Origin of the sequence: Polaribacter filamentus, assembly GCF_002943715.1 — a bacterium.
GTDB lineage: Bacteria > Bacteroidota > Bacteroidia > Flavobacteriales > Flavobacteriaceae > Polaribacter > Polaribacter filamentus.
In genome coordinates this window covers 2088254-2104099 of sequence record NZ_MQUA01000013.1, presented here as the reverse complement: position 1 = coordinate 2104099, position 15846 = coordinate 2088254, and the positions used below count along the sequence as shown (strand labels likewise).

The window sequence follows — 15846 nt, the reverse complement described above, 5'->3', positions numbered from 1 at the left end:
ATGTTTTAAAAAAAAGATCTATTCCTTTGTTAGTTGTAGATTACAATGTTAAAACCTGCTAAAATTTTAAATTCAAATGTTGCACAGTTAATTCATTAAATTATTCAAGAAAGTAGTAGCTCGTCAAAAAGAAAACAGAGCCATTAGCATTTGCGCAGTTCCATAAGTCATTTAACCTAGGTTAGGTTAGAGGTTTGTTTTTATATATCACTAACTTTATGAGGTTGCTAAACCTTATATAGAGAGTGTTTAGTTTTATTAAGAAGTTTTAATATAAACAAGGCTAATGCAGAAATAAAAATGAAAAAAACTATATTGTAAATGGGTTCAAAACAAAGTTAATTGATTAACTCGTTAAAGCTCTTATCATAATTTGAGTCCAAAACATCAAAATACTCTTTACTGAACTCATCGTAAGCGCGTTTAGCACTTCCTTTTTTACCTAAATCATAAAGTGCCTTACATTTTATTGCAATAGCATCTTCATTAAGAAACCCGCATTTTAAGATGGTATTCCCTATTAAAACAAGGAGTTGCAAATCCTTTTGAGTTTTAGAAATTCTGATAAGGTTATCTATTATTAAATCTGAAAGATCTGTCCTATAATCATCAATCCATTCAGATTGAATATCAGGTGATACTTCTCCGTTTGAGACAATGCTTAAAAGTTTATAAACTTGTTCATTTTCTAATTTAGTAGTAATGCTATTGTCTAATAAATGTCTAACAAAACTATAATCGCAGAAAACAGAGTCGCCCACATTTATTTTCCAATAGGCATTTTCATTGTTAATGTCTATATCGCCAATTTTCTCTAATAGTATTCTTAATTTACTAATGTTAACGTTTTTGTTATTTCTAGCATTATTCTCAGATTTATTAGGCCACAATAATTCAGTTAATTTAATTGAAGAAATGCCCTTTTTGTTTTTAATACCAGATAAAAGAACTGCAATAAATAATTCTTTTAATGTGGGTGTAAATTGGGCAGTAATATCATTTCCTAAATTGTCAAATACCTGGAAACCACCAATTAAATAAACAGACGATTGGTTTATTTTCGCGACTTTAGAATGTGTAAACTCAAGAGCTTCTTCGTTTATAGGAACCGTTTTTGTTACTGGTTTATTTGATTTTTTAATCTTTTTAACGATTATCACTAAAATAACAGATAAAATGAAAGCGATAAAACCGAAGACGAAGTACTTCAATAAATTACTTGGTGGTGCAATTTCATTTTGATATAAATCAAGTGATGATAGAGGCGGGTAGGCTAATGAGTATAAATTAGCTTTATTGTCTTTGGATGTTAGCGTATACAATTTTGTTTTACCTGAGTTTAAAAAGAAATCGGCATCAGATTTGATATCAATAAATTCATACGGGATTGAGTCATTGAATATAGTTATTTCAGGACTAGCAATTCCGAAACGAGCAAGTTTTAAGCTTGTATTATAAATAGTATTGTTATATATAAGTGTGTAGAATGTATCAGAATTATTGTTTATAACCATAGATTTAACAGGAACAAACGGTCTTGTAGGTACATTATCTGTTTCCCAAAGTTTTTTGACTTTTGAATCTTCAAATCCCACAGTGTAGAGGTCATAATAAAATTGACTGTTTAACCCTTGTTTACCTGTAGAGCTTCCGTAACCACCAAATATTAAAAAGGTATCTGGATTTAAAACTCCCATTGAACTTAAGTATCTTGAGGGGATTTCATTGTTTAGTTCAGTGTTAATAACATCTTTAGATTCGGGTTTAAATCTTTTAAGAGAAGATTTGTATTTATAATAGCCATAGCCGCCATAAGTTATTAATGTGCTGTCCTTTGGTGAAATTATTTTGTTGTGCCCCGTATATGCGGTCTCAATACACGCTTTGTCTGGATTTAACCATTTAAACTTATCGAAATTAAATACGTTATAAGTTGATTCGTCAATGGAATAAGTTATAAGCTCATTGGTATAGTGGTTATACATGAAACTATTTGACTGACATTTTAAAGGGTTTCCTTGGTAGTTATAACTTTCAAGGGTATCGGTTTCATAGGAGTAAACATGAACGCCTTTAGCATCAATAAAGAAAACACGGTTATTGTATTTATCTTTGGTGCTACCAAGAAGGTTTTGAAAAGTAAATGTTTTGTTTTTTTTCCAAAATACATGTTGGTCTATGAGCCATTTTGGGTTTTTTGCAATCGCTTCATCATCATTGAGTTTATCATATACTTTATTATTAGTTGTATGTCTTCCTAATGCCCAATCTCGAATAGGATTGCCATTTTTATTAATTATTTTAATGTTCTTAACACTCATCGGGCAAACATCAGTGGTTGAAAAGTTTTTATAAAGGCTTTTCCCGAATATTATTTTAAAGTCTTTTAAATCTTCTATATTCTCAGAACTTTTAATAATCTTATCACCATTAATGGTCATGGCTAACTGAGAATTTTCTATATCAATTTCAAGATTGAATTTCATCCATTTATTATAGTCACCTTTATGTAGGTCAGACCATTTATATTTAAACAAAATCTTATCTTTTATGGATAGCCAGAAGTTGTCTTCTTCACTGCTCAAATTGGCAACCATATCTATATTTACATGGTCATTACAAATAATTTTGAAGATATTTCCATACGGCCTAACAACTGGAGTACGAAAATTCACCTCAAATTCTAAGCTAAACTTTTCTCTAAAATGAAAAGATTCTGTTGGATTAAGGTTTAAAGAGGTTCTTTGATCTTGATTTACTTCAGAAGCATAAAAAAACAGTCCTTCATCTAAGGAATCTTGACCAAATGCAATTTGAGCTAATGTAAAAATCAGCAATAATAGCGGTTTTCTCATTCTTCTCATGTTAGTGTCTTAATTTTTTCATATTAATTGGCTGCAATATAATTATATTTTATTCTTAAAGCAATAAGGTGCTTTAAAAATCATGATTAAATCAAATTTGATTACCCGTTGTGCATTATAAATAGTTAAAAAAAGTTATTCATTTGACTATTAAAAGTCGTATATTTAATTGACAATCAATCGATTAAATACGATGAATAACTTTAGAGCAAATTACAATAAAATTTTAGAAGTCTTAGCCACAATTACAGAAAAGGAACAATTTTTACGTCAAAACAGGAAACCAAAACTAAAAGACATTGAATTAATCGCTATGAATTTAGCAGCAGAATATATGGGTATAGACATTGAGTGTCAGTTGTTTCGGGATATTCCAGAATATTTGTTTGCTAAAATAGAGCGATCAGTTTACAATAAACGGAAGCGAAAATTATTTTTTGCCATTGAATTTATAAGAACTCAACTCTCCAATAAATTCACGGAGTTTGAAAACTATTATGTAGTAGATAGTATGCCTTTGGAGATTGTAAAACTCTCAAGAAGCGGGAGAAGTAAAGTTTGTAAGGAGTACTTTTATTCAGCCCCAAATAGAGGTTATTGTGCTAGTCAAAACATGCATTATTATGGCTATAAAATACATGCTGTTTGTTCTATTGATGGCGTGTTTAAAAGTTTTGATATTAGCAAAGCTTCTGTACATGATATTCATTATTTAAAAGACATTAAAAATCAGTTTAATAACTGTGTGGTTTTAGGGGACAAAGGATACCTAAGTGCTGACTATCAGTTAGATTTATTTGAGAGTAAACAAATTAAATTAGAAGTTCCAATGCGTAAAAATCAACAGAATTACAAAAAACAAACGTATATTTTTAGGAAGAAAAGAAAACGAATTGAGACCTTGTTTTCTCAACTTTGTGACCAGTTTAAAATACGGAATAATTATGCGAAAACTTTTGAAGGTTTTAAGACAAGGATTCTCTCAAAATTAACAGCATTAACTATCATTCAATACATTAACAAATTTGTCTTTAATAGGAATATAAACAATTTAAAAGTCAATATTGTTTAAATGCACAACGGGTTTGATTATAAGTTTGTTTGATGCTAAGTTTGTAGGAAATCAATAGCGTGCTAAACGTTTAATAAAAAAGTTAAAATTAAGAGAGAGAATCCTGTATCTCAAATTATCTTTGAGTTGCACAACAAAAAACGCTCTCTTATGTCAAATATAGCTCGGTTTTCCCAAGTAATATCAAAATTAGACCGTTGTAAATTCAATAAATTAGTGAAGCATAAACAAACAGATAAGCATTGTAAAGGTTACAACAGTTGGAATCATTTAGTTTCGATGTTATTTTGTCAATTTGCCAAAAGTCAATCTGTTCGAGATATAAGTAATGGACTTCGTTCTGCCACTGGAAATTTAAATCACTTGGGAGTTAATAAAGCACCTTCAAAATCATCAATCAGTTACCAGAATAAAAATAGAGATTGCAACCTGTTCAAAGAATACTATTTTCAGTTACTTCAAAGTTTAGGACAGCATCCTAAATTTAAGCAGGTAAAATTCAAAAGTAAATTAAAAATATTCTTGTTGGATTCTACCGCAATTAATTTGTGTTTAAGCATCTTTGATTGGGCAAGATATAAAACTTCAAAAGGAGGGGTTAAATGCATACACTCCTCGATTTTGACGGTAATCTACCTGCTTATGTAAACAGTACCAATGGTAAGACAGCTGATAATAAGGGGGCTTATGATGTAACGTTGTTAAAAGGTAGCGTTATCGTTGCAGATTGTTTTTACAATGATTTTTCACTTTTAAATGTTTGGGACAGCAAAGGTGTCTTTTTCGTAATTCGACACAAAGAGAACTTACAATATGTTACAATCCAAGAAAAAGGACTGCCAGAGAACTTGCATCAACACATAATGAAAGATGAAATAATAGAATTAAAAGATCAAGCATCCAAAACTAAATTTCCAAATAAATTAAGAAGAGTATCTGTTTGGGATCAAGAAAACGAACAAATTATTGAATTAATAACCAATCAATTTAAATGGTCACCAAATACAATCAGTGAATTATACAAAAGTAGATGGCAGGTTGAAATATTTTTTAGAGATATTAATCAATTGCTTCATATCAAATCATTTATCGGAACATCTGAAAATGCAGTAATGATTCAAATTTGGACGGCTTTAATAACAATATTGATTCATAAGGCAGTAAAAGCTCAGTTTAAATTTGACTGGTATCTATCAAACTTGGTTGCTTTTATTAAATTAAACTTATTGAGTTATTAATATAACTTAAGACCGTTGCAAGGAAGTACCTAATAAAAAGCACAAAAATAACACGTAATTATTTATGTTAAATATTTGATTGTAAGTATATTAAGTTGTAAATTTAGTGTATGAAAATACAAAAACAACCAACTTTAGCCGATAGCATTTGCGATTTACGAGCAAGAAAAATTAAAAAGACATTTTTCACCCAAATAAACACCCTTATCGATTGGGATACGATCTCTATCCTAATAAATAATGATTATTTAAAAGGAAAAAGTGCCACTGGCAAGCCTTCTTATGATGGGACATTACTTTTTAAAATGTGTCTTTTACAAAGTTGGTATGGTTTAAGCGATTATGAAGTTGAAGACCGAATAAATGACAGTCTTTCCTTTAGTTATTTTTGTGGGATGACCATTGAACAGGTTGCTCCAGATCATAGTACTTTAAGTAGGTTTAGAACCGCATTAACCAAAACACAAACCTTCGAAAAATTATTTACCTCCATAAACAAACAGCTAGAAGCACATAATATCATTGTAAAAACAGGTTTAATAATAGACGCTAGTGTAATAGATACGCCACTTAGACCAAAAGGAAAAACAAATTTTAAGGTAACCGAAGACCGCTGTGCAGACCAAGTAGAAGTACACAAAGAATATCCAGATAGTGTCGATAAAGAGGGTACTTGGTTAAAGAAAAGAGGAAAGTACCATTTTGGGTTTAAAAAGCATCATGTAACGGATAACGAAGGACTTGTTCTAGGAGTACTAACCACAACTGCCAGCAAAAATGAGATTGCAAATTTGGAGGAAGTTCTAGAAACTGTAAATGTAGCATTACCAAAAGGCATCCCTCTAAAGGCTGATAAAGGGTACCAATCAAAGAAAAATGTTGCGATTTTAAAGAAGCGTAATTTAAAGAATCATATCCTTAAAAAGGCGGTAAAAAATAAACCGTTAACAAAATGGGAAACTAGATTCAATAAATTAATAGGAAAAACAAGGTTTAAAGTAGAACGTACTTTTGGAGGAATAAAATTATGGTTTAAAGGTGGAATTGCAAGATATAGAGGGATGAAAAAAATGCATACACAAAATTTGATGGAGGCAATATGCTACAATTTATATCGAAGTCCAGGGATATTTGCGTCTAATTGTAAAAATTAAGGAAAAATGAAGCCTAAAAAAGGCATTTACTCACTTAAAATAGAAAAAAAATAGCATAATCGATGTTTTAGCTAAAAAAAAGGGAACTCTAAAAAGTAAAAATAATTAAGTTCGCTTTTTGCAACGGTCTTAAATTATGTACCTTGTTCTGGTAAATATAGTACTATGAAAGAATTTAAAGGACAAAACATACTAAACTTTGTAAAAGAATTGCCAGACGATGATGCATGTAAAGCTTATTTGGCAAAAATAAAATGGCAAGATGGTTTTAAGTGCATGAAATGTGTCAGCGAAAAGGGTTGTCTAAAGCAAGATTACAAATACCATTGTTATGGCTGTCAATATGTGGAAGGTTCCACGGCAAACACCTTATTTTATAATGTTAAGTTTGGCTTACAAAAAGCATTTTGTATTGTTTTTGAAATGAGTACAAGTAGTAAAAGCTTATCAAGTGTTCAAGTAGGAAAGCGCTATGGAATAAGTCAAACAACCTCTTGGTTTTATATGCAAAAAGTACGAACAGCGTTGGAAATCAGTCAGAAATATCCTTTATCAGAACTAGTACATGTAGATGAGTTTACCGTTGGAGGAAAAGAAGAAGGTAAGCAAGGTAGAAGTTATGACTCTAAAAAGAAAAAAGCATTTATAGCAGTTGAGTTAACATATAAACAAAGAGTTAAGCGAGTCTATATAAAATCAATAGATGACTACTCTTGTAAATCTTTAACACCAATTTTTGAAGAGCATATTAATACAACTGCAAAAATATTTACGGATAAATGGAGAGGTTATGAACCATTAAAAAAAGTGTACGATATTACTCAAGTTAAAAGTAACAAAGGGAAGAGTTTTAAAACGTTACATATTATAATTCATCAAACAAAATCATGGTTAAGAACAATGCCAACACATGTTAGTAAAAAGCATATTCAAAAATATTTTGATGAGTTTTGTTACAGAATTAATCGCTTACAATCTAAAGAGTCATATTCAATAATCTAATCATCAAGATGGTAAACAATAAACCGCTATACCACAAACAGATTATATAGTAGTTAAATTAATAACTCAATAAACTTATTTGTTAAAATAGATCTTCAAAAGTGGCTAAATAAACCATTCGAAGAACATATTGAACCTCCTCCAAAATTAATACAGGGGATGCTATTTTGAAAAATAATCATTTCAGCCACGAGAGTCAATGAAATGGTTGAAATTTTAGAGTTCTAAATTTATTTAGGACGCTATTGGTAAGAAATAGTAAAATCATTTATTTCTAATTTAAAATTAATTTAAAATTAAGTTCATATTAAGTGTTAATTATTTCCTAATTAATAACAGTAAGCTATATTCGCTCTATTAAAATTAGGGTACCCTTTAAAGCTGGTAGCTGTAATTTATAAACTAACGTTCAATAAAACTAAATTAATTAAATGAATACTTATTTTATGAAACAAAATAAATTTTTAAAAAAGCTTCTACATGTAAAGAATAAAAAACCGAAAGGGGTCATGTTTTATCTTTTCGTACTTCTATCCATCTTGTCTATGCATGATGTCTTAGGGCAAGATAGATATGTAACTGGGCAAGTTGTTGATGAATCTAATATACCGTTACCAGGAGTAACAGTTGCTGTTAAAGGCACACAGCGTGGTGCTCAGACTGATTTTGACGGTATTTATGTGTTACCATTAAAAGAAAGTGATGTTACTTTAGAACTTTCGTACTTGGGGTATAAACGTCAAGAGGTTGAAATTGGAACAAGAACCGAAATTAATATTGCTATGGAGCCTGATGTTGAGGCACTAGGAGAGATAGTCGTAGTAGGTTACGGTACTCAGAAGAAAGAAAGCGTTGTAGGAGCTATTGGTGTAATTAAAGGAGACGATCTTACAGTACAAGGAAATATATCAAATTTAACGGATGCACTAACAGGACAAATTCCTGGTCTATCTGTGCTTTCTGTTTCTGGAATGCCAGGGGCTGATTCACAAACGCCAAGTAAATTTTCTAAACAATCAGAAATTTTAATTCGTGGTAAAACAACATGGAATAATTCTGGACCATTAATTTTAGTTGATGGTGTGGAACGAGATATGAATAATATTGACGTTAGTGAGGTTGAGAGTATATCCGTATTAAAGGATGCCTCAGCTACAGCAGTATTTGGTGTAAAAGGGGGTAATGGTGTGATACTTATTACTACTAAACGTGGTAAAGCAGGAAAATCAAAATTTAGTATTCAGGCAGAAATGTCTTTTGAAACACCTTCAGATCAAATAGAAACTGTGAATGTGCCAGAAAGTGCTACAGCTAGAAATATTGCTCTAGAACGCACCAGACGATTTAATCAAGGACTTTTTAATGAAATTTATTTATCTGATGAAGAAATTGGCTATTATAGAGATGGTACATATCCTTATGCGTACCAAAATATAAATTGGCAAGATTTATTATATAAGGATTTTGCTCAATCTTACCGTGTTAACGCTACGGCTTCAGGAGGGTCTGAAAAGGTTCAGTATTTTGCTTCGGCAAGTTATAACCATGTTGGTGATTTATTAAAGACTGAAGATGTTGGTCAGGGATACGTTCCAGCATATTCTTATGATAGAATTAATGTTAGATCAAATTTTGATTTTCAATTATCTAAATCTACAAAATTAGCAGCAAATTTTAATGGTATTTATGGTGTAACCACCTCGCCACCACCAAATGCAAGAGAAGGCTTATTTTCTGGTACCTCTCAATATTCTGGTGACTCTCCAATACTTCAATATGAAGACGGTGTATATGGAACTCGTGATGCGCGATTTAGAACTTCAAACCCTTACTTTGAGCTTAATTTTAATGGTGTAGAATCAAATCCGGTTACAACTATAAATATGGATTATGTTTTAACACAAGAATTGGAAGTGATTACTAAAGGCTTACAGTTTACTGGACGTTTAGCGTATGATAATACCTTTAGAACCCGAGGAAAAGAAGTAAATGATAGTGGAAATACAACCAAAATAATTGGTAAGGATTACTATCTTTTAGGAGGTTCTTATGATTTTGATTTAGGAGAATATACCGTTCTAGAAGATGGTAGAACAGTAAGTGACTTTACAGCATTTGAAGACCCAGCTAATGCGGGAGTTGCAGGGTTTGGTTTTATAAAAGAACCTAATACATATGATGCTGAGACTGTTCGTGGAGGTAGTTTTATTGGCCAAGCTCAACGTAATTTGTATTATGAAGCAGCCTTAAGATATAATAGGTCTTTTGATAAACATAGTTTTACAGGATTGGCCATGTTCAGTCGTCAATTTCGTGAAAGAGGTAGTAATTTTCCTGAAAAGAGAGAAGATTGGGTTGGACGTGTAACCTATGATTTTGACAGTAAATATTTTATAGAAGTAAACGGTTCTTATAATGGTTCAGAAAAGTTTGGTCCTGGTTTTAGATTTGATTTTTTCTCATCGGGAGCTGTAGGTTGGATGATATCTGAAGAAAACTTTTTAAAAGATGTAGATTGGTTAGATCGATTAAAAGTAAGATATTCCTATGGTACCGTAGGTAATGATAGAGTTGATACAGGCAGTACTTGGCCGTATTTAACTCTGTATGAATTTTGGGGATGGGGTGGTAATAATTTAGATGAAGGTTATTATGGTTATCCTGATGGGTATACCGTTAATGACCCAAATAGAAGGTATGAGGAAGGAAACCCTGGAAACCCTAATTTACGTTGGGAAATAGCTGTTAAGCAAAACCTTGGATTCGATTTTGCAGCTTTTAATAATAAACTGAACTTGACTGTTGAGCTTTTTAAAGAAGAAAGAGAAGATATGCTTCTTGGAGCAAATGAAAGACAAAATACTGTGCCACCACTTTTTGGTAGACCAGCGCCTGCTGCAAATGTTGGGCGAGCAAAATCTCACGGTGCAGAAGTTTTAATAACCTATAGAAATACAATAAATAACGAACTTAATTATTGGGTCTCTGCCAATTGGGCTGTAGCTAGAAGTGAAGTAATATTTAGAGAATCTACAGAATTAACATTACCACATCAACGACCAGAAGGATTTCCTATAGATCAAACATTTTCTCCTTTAAGAGCAGGTTTTATAAACAGCTGGGATGATTTGTATAGTTATACTGGAGGGCCTAATGATGTTGCTAATGAAAACATATTACCAGGAGATATAGCTTTAATAGACTTTAATTCTGATGGAAGATATGATGGGGCTTATGATAATCCAGCTTATGGTTACCCAACATATCCACAAAACAACTTTGGTTTTTCATTTGGTGGTGATTTTAAGGGCTTTGATTTAACTATTCTTTTTGCGGGTGCTTACAATGCAACACGTCGCGTACAGCCTTCTGTGTTTTTAGCAGACAATTTATTTCTTCCTGATTTTTTAATTGGTGAGACATGGTCTCCTGAATACAATAACAGTAATCCAGGTTTCCCGGCACTTTCGTTAGATTCTAAATTGTACACACCTACTGGTGAGTTTCATGAAAAAGATGGGTCTTTTATAAGATTACAATCTGCACAAATAGGATATTCATTACCTCAAAAATGGGTTAAACCTTTAGGGATGTCAAACTTTAAGTTTTATGTAAATGGAAGAAATTTATTCCTCATTACTAATATGCCTGATGATGGTGTTGGTTTAGATAGACCAGGAAAAAACTATCCTACTAGAAGGCAAGTAAATATAGGTTTGAATGCTCAGTTTTAAAAAAAAGAAATGATAAAAAAATTAAAATATTAAATAAAATGAAACAGGTTATAAATATACCACGTTTAGCTTTAGGGCTAATGCTTTTAATTTTTGGTTGTGAGGAATATTTAGACATTCCTCCAGAAGCGGCAATTACTGAAGATCAAATTTTTGGAGAATATTTGAATTTTCAAGGGTTTCAAGATATCTTGTTGAGAAACATAGTAGATTATAACAGGCATGGTGCTAGGGCATCACACTCTGTTGGAGGAGAAGCACTATCACCAGAAGGGCAAAGTGTAGATCAAGCAAACAGAGGTAATTATGGGTATATTGTAGAAAACCGAGGTATTTACCCTGCGGCAGAATCTCAATTATTTCTAGGTGGGCTTTATCTAAGATTTTTTGAAAACATACGTGTTGCAAATATGTGTTTAATGCAATTGGAGTCTGAGCGTGAAACTCAATTAACACAGGAACAAAAAAACTGGATAAAGGGGCAGGCTTTATTTTTTAGAGGGTATTATTATTATGAGATTATAAGAGGTTTTGGATCAATGCCTTATATTGATGAAGTGATTTCTTCTGAAAATCAGAATATGCAACGTTATTGGACTTACGAGAAAGATGGTAAGACTTACAGAAATACACAAGCCTGTTTTGAAAGAATTGCTGAAGATTTTCAAGAAGCTTCTACATTATTACCTAGTGTTTGGCCTACACCTAATCAAAATTACGGTCGTCCTACAAGTGTTGTGTGTCTTGGTTTTAAAGCTAAAACGCTACAATTTTCTGCAAGCCCTTTATTTAATGAAGAAGCTACAGGGTCATTATCTTATAACACCGAACTACTAGATAGGTCTGCACAGGCTTGTATAGAGACTATTAATTTAGCAAAAAGTATTATTGGGCGCCAGCCAGAAGGGATGCCAGTTGTAAATGCTGATGGTTTAACACCTTGGGAAAACTACAGACAAGTTTTTACAACTTCAAACGGCGTACAACCTGGAACTCAAGAAGTATTATTTAGCAGACCTTTTCAAGTAACTGGACCTAACCCGGTAAGTCAATCGGCTGCTAGAAGTCATAGTATTAGACAATTAACAGGGCAGCAAGCAGCTTCTGGTTCTCAAATGTATCTCGATAAATTTGAAATGAGTGACGGTTCACGATATAGTTTAGATTATGATGATGACCCATTAAGAAGGTGGGATGATAGAGACAAACGATTCCGTTTTACATTTTATGTTCACAATGATAGAATAGATAATGTAACGCTTAACCTTTCTGATGCTAAGATGAAGGAAGATGATACAAAGAATAGTAATGCGATGCGGAAATATTTAGATGAGGGTGTGACTAGAACAAACCCTAAACAAGCATCTTATTCTACGCCACTTTTACGTTTATCAGATATTTACTTGACTTATGCAGAGGCTGTATATGAAAGCACAGGAAGTTATACGGCATCAGCACTAGGATCAAGTATGAGCGCAGAAGATGCTGTAAATATAGTAAGACGTAGAGCTGGTCAGCCAGATGTAGCAACAGTCCTACCTTTTTACGCTGGAAATCCGCTACCTAGAAGTTGTGAGTTATCTACAGATTCTCCATTTAGGTTGTTATATCGTAATGAAAGAAATGTAGAATTAGCTTATGAGGGTGTGTACTGGTTTGATATTAGACGATGGAAAAGAGCTGGATTAAAAGACGGTATTCAAATTCAATCTTTAAGATTTGACCTTGCTAGTGGTAACACTAATACTATTGACGATAATTCTGTAAGACGTGAAGATAATCAACCTTATGTGTTTAAAAATCAACATTATTTGTTGCCTTTTCCTGTTTCTATAACAAGGTTTTCTCTTGATTTCCCACAAAACCCAGGATGGTAAACTTAACTAAATAAACCAATTAACTAATATTATGATTAAAAAAATAATTAGTAAAATTATCTATACATTACTGTTTTTTGTATTATCACATGGGGTATATGCACAAGATAGTATTGCGGTTAAACAGGTAGAAATACCGCTTTACGATAAAGAAATAAAACAAGCCTTTAATACTATTACACAACGGCAAAAAGCAGGTTCTGTAGTTATTATAGATGTACAACAGGAACTTAAACGAGATCAGGTCAACTCAGTAGGTGAGGCTATAAACGGTAAAGTTCCCGGTGTTTTTGGAGGAACCAATATCTGGGGTAATGGAGGTGCTACAATTTTAGTAGATGGAGTTCGTCAAAGCTCATTCTATATAAATAGTATGAATATGCTAGAAGTTGATAGTATTGTAATTTACAAAGATGCCTTATCAACTTCCATGTTTGGAGCTCAGGCAGATAATGGTATCATTGTGGTAACAACCAACCGAGGAAAAGCAGGTACGCATGAGGTAAGAGTGTCAGCGCAATATCGATATTCTGAGCCAAGAGCATTGCCAAACTATTTGAATGCTGCAGATTATATGAGCCGTTTCAATGAGGCATTATTTAATGATGGTCAATATGCAGATCCCGATGATTTTGTGCCTAGATACTCTCAGGAAGCTATTAACGCTACTAGAAGTGGTGAAAATCCAGCGCGGTATCCTGATAATGATTTTTATTCAGATAGATACATAAAAGAGAGTACAAGAGACATAAACATATTTGCAGATGTAAGGGGTGGAAGCGAGAATGTACGCTATTATGCCAATACAGAATGGACAAATAATAATGGATGGCTTAATACACCACAATCAGACAATACAAATCGTTTGAACTTTAGAGGTAATCTTGATTTTAAAGTGAATGATTATATAGAAATGAGTGTAAATACCACAGGTAGATTTCAATTCAACACAAGGCCTCAGGCTAATAGTATTTGGGGATTTGCTAGTAATGAATTGCCAAATAATTATCCAGTGTTATGGGATCCAAATTTAATTAACGATGATGTACTTAGAGAGAGTATTCTTGGTAGGGCTAAACTAGTTGATGGTCAATTATTAGGTGGTAACTCAACATTTTTAGATAACGTTTATGGTGAGTTTACACGTAATGGAAAGAGAAAACTTATGGATCGTGAGGTGCAATTTGGTATTAAACTTGATATTGATTTAAGAGGGATTACTCCAGGGCTTTCTGGTAAATTTTATGGTGGAATGAATTTTTTCAACAGTATTTTTACGCGTCAAGATCCTCAATATAAAGTGTACCAGCCTATATTTAGTGCTGAAGGCAATGTTGTTGACGTTTCGGAATTTAATCAGGATGTGGAAGCTAACAGGTTTAATATTGATGAAAATAATTCTGAATTTTTTAGACAAACAACGTATTATGGAACTTTAAATTATGACAGGACTTTTGGTAAACACGCTATTTCTGCAACAGGTCTAGTAAATACAGATATTGTGTCTGTTGAAGAAAATTTACAAAATCAGGTGTTTTTTAATACAGCATTAACAACAAATTATATGTTTGATAAAAAATATATAGTTGAACTAAGTTTAGTAGGAGTAGGAAGCAGACGTCTTAGTGAGAATAAGCGCATAGAACCGGCGTTTTCTGCTGGATCTGCTTGGGTGATATCTGAAGAAAATTTCATGCCAAAAACGTCATTTATTGACTACTTAAAAATTAGAACATCCTATGGTGTTTCTAAAAATGATAATTGGACAAACTTTCAAGATGATTATTTTTTATATAAAAATACGTTTAGACAGGGTGGAAGCCTTACATATTTTAATGGGGCTGGTAGGAATAATGAAACCACTTTAACTACCGCTGCAAATGATATAGTATTGCAGAAAAGAAGGGATTTTACTTTAGGAATGGATGGTTTATTTTTTGATAAAGCTATGAGTTTACAATTGGGCTATTTTAATAGTGAATCTTTGGACAATCTTACGCAGATGAATTTTAGTACTCCAGAACTTTTAGGTTATGATAATAGAATAATCGAAAATTTTAACAGTACGCAAACCCAAGGTATAGAGCTAGGGTTAAGTTACCAGTTTAAACCTACTTCTGATGTAACTATGACTGTAGGTGGAAACATGCTTTACATTAATCCTCAATGGACAAAGAGAGAAGAGCCATTTTATCAAGGTGTTGACAGAGCACTTCTGAGAGAAGGAACAGCTTCAGATGCCGTGTGGGGTTTAAAATCTGATGGGCTTTATGCTGAAAATGATTTTACCAGAAGTATTAATGGAAACCTTGTACTAGTAGATGGACTACCTAAACCTGATTTTGGAGATATACAACCCGGAGATATAAAGTATTTGGATCAAAACGATGATGGTATTATTAATAATCTTGATCAACGTATTATTGGTCACGGACTTCGTACACAGTACAGTTTATATGTAGATTTTCATTTTCAGAATTTCGAGTTTTATATGCTCGGAATTGGAACTAGTGGCGATAGCAATTTCCGCAGTGGATCTTATTTCCGTGTAGATGGTAATTCAAAATATTCAAACCAAGCTAATTTAGCTTATGGTCCAAATAATAAAAATGTAAATGCTTTGCATCCAAGACTATCTACTAATAATATTGACAATAATAATAGGGATTCAGATTTTTGGATTTTTAAAAACGATACTTTTACTATACCTACAATGCAACTTACTTATAAGTTTGAAGGTTTAAAGGAAACGTCGGCACTTAGAAATTCAAGAGTTTTTGTAAGAGCAAATAATGTTTTGATTTTAGGAGCAAATAAGGAGTACACCGAAATTAGTATTGGAGGTGCTCCAAGAACTAGTAGTCTTACATTGGGTTTAGTAGCCTCATTTTAATCAATTAAACTA

At 32.4% G+C, this 15846-nt stretch carries 8 protein-coding genes and 1 pseudogene; 8 read left to right on the top strand and 1 reads right to left on the bottom strand.

Features of this window, described 5'->3' with window-relative positions; all coding sequences use genetic code 11:
* Nucleotides 1–338: 338 nt before the first annotated feature.
* Nucleotides 339–2855 carry a hypothetical protein gene (locus BST83_RS11640; protein ID WP_146092165.1) on the bottom strand — a complete coding sequence of 839 codons (2517 nt, stop codon included), beginning with the start codon at nt 2853–2855 and terminating at the stop codon, nt 339–341.
* A gap of 202 nt (nt 2856–3057) precedes the next feature.
* Between BST83_RS11640 and BST83_RS11635 the strand changes: the two genes are divergently transcribed.
* The 8 genes and pseudogenes from BST83_RS11635 to BST83_RS11605 all read left to right on the top strand — a co-directional run bounded on the left by BST83_RS11635 (nt 3058) and on the right by BST83_RS11605 (nt 15834).
* A complete protein-coding gene (locus tag BST83_RS11635; RefSeq protein ID WP_104809939.1) occupies nt 3058–3936 on the top strand; it encodes an IS982 family transposase in 879 nt (292 codons plus the stop codon).
* Between the two features lie 150 nt (nt 3937–4086).
* On the top strand, nt 4087–4584 hold the full coding sequence (locus BST83_RS20695) for a DUF4372 domain-containing protein (RefSeq protein ID WP_240614736.1): 498 nt from the start codon (nt 4087–4089) through the stop codon (nt 4582–4584).
* A complete protein-coding gene (locus tag BST83_RS20690) occupies nt 4539–5174 on the top strand; it encodes an IS4 family transposase (RefSeq protein WP_240614735.1) in 636 nt (211 codons plus the stop codon). Before BST83_RS20695 ends, BST83_RS20690 begins: the two co-directional genes overlap by 46 nt.
* A 110-nt stretch (nt 5175–5284) precedes the next feature.
* Nucleotides 5285–6328, top strand: coding sequence for an IS5 family transposase (locus BST83_RS11625; protein ID WP_104808384.1), 1044 nt, complete (start codon nt 5285–5287; stop codon nt 6326–6328).
* A 165-nt stretch (nt 6329–6493) separates the two neighbouring features.
* A pseudogene (locus BST83_RS11620) lies at nt 6494–7380 on the top strand (IS1595 family transposase).
* Nucleotides 7381–7839: 459 nt separating this feature from the next.
* A complete protein-coding gene (locus tag BST83_RS11615; protein ID WP_170062781.1) occupies nt 7840–11064 on the top strand; it encodes a SusC/RagA family TonB-linked outer membrane protein in 3225 nt (1074 codons plus the stop codon).
* A gap of 38 nt (nt 11065–11102) precedes the next feature.
* On the top strand, nt 11103–12941 hold the full coding sequence (locus BST83_RS11610) for a RagB/SusD family nutrient uptake outer membrane protein (protein ID WP_104809936.1): 1839 nt from the start codon (nt 11103–11105) through the stop codon (nt 12939–12941).
* A gap of 31 nt (nt 12942–12972) precedes the next feature.
* On the top strand, nt 12973–15834 hold the full coding sequence (locus BST83_RS11605) for a TonB-dependent receptor plug domain-containing protein (RefSeq protein ID WP_104809935.1): 2862 nt from the start codon (nt 12973–12975) through the stop codon (nt 15832–15834).
* Nucleotides 15835–15846 lie beyond the last annotated feature (12 nt).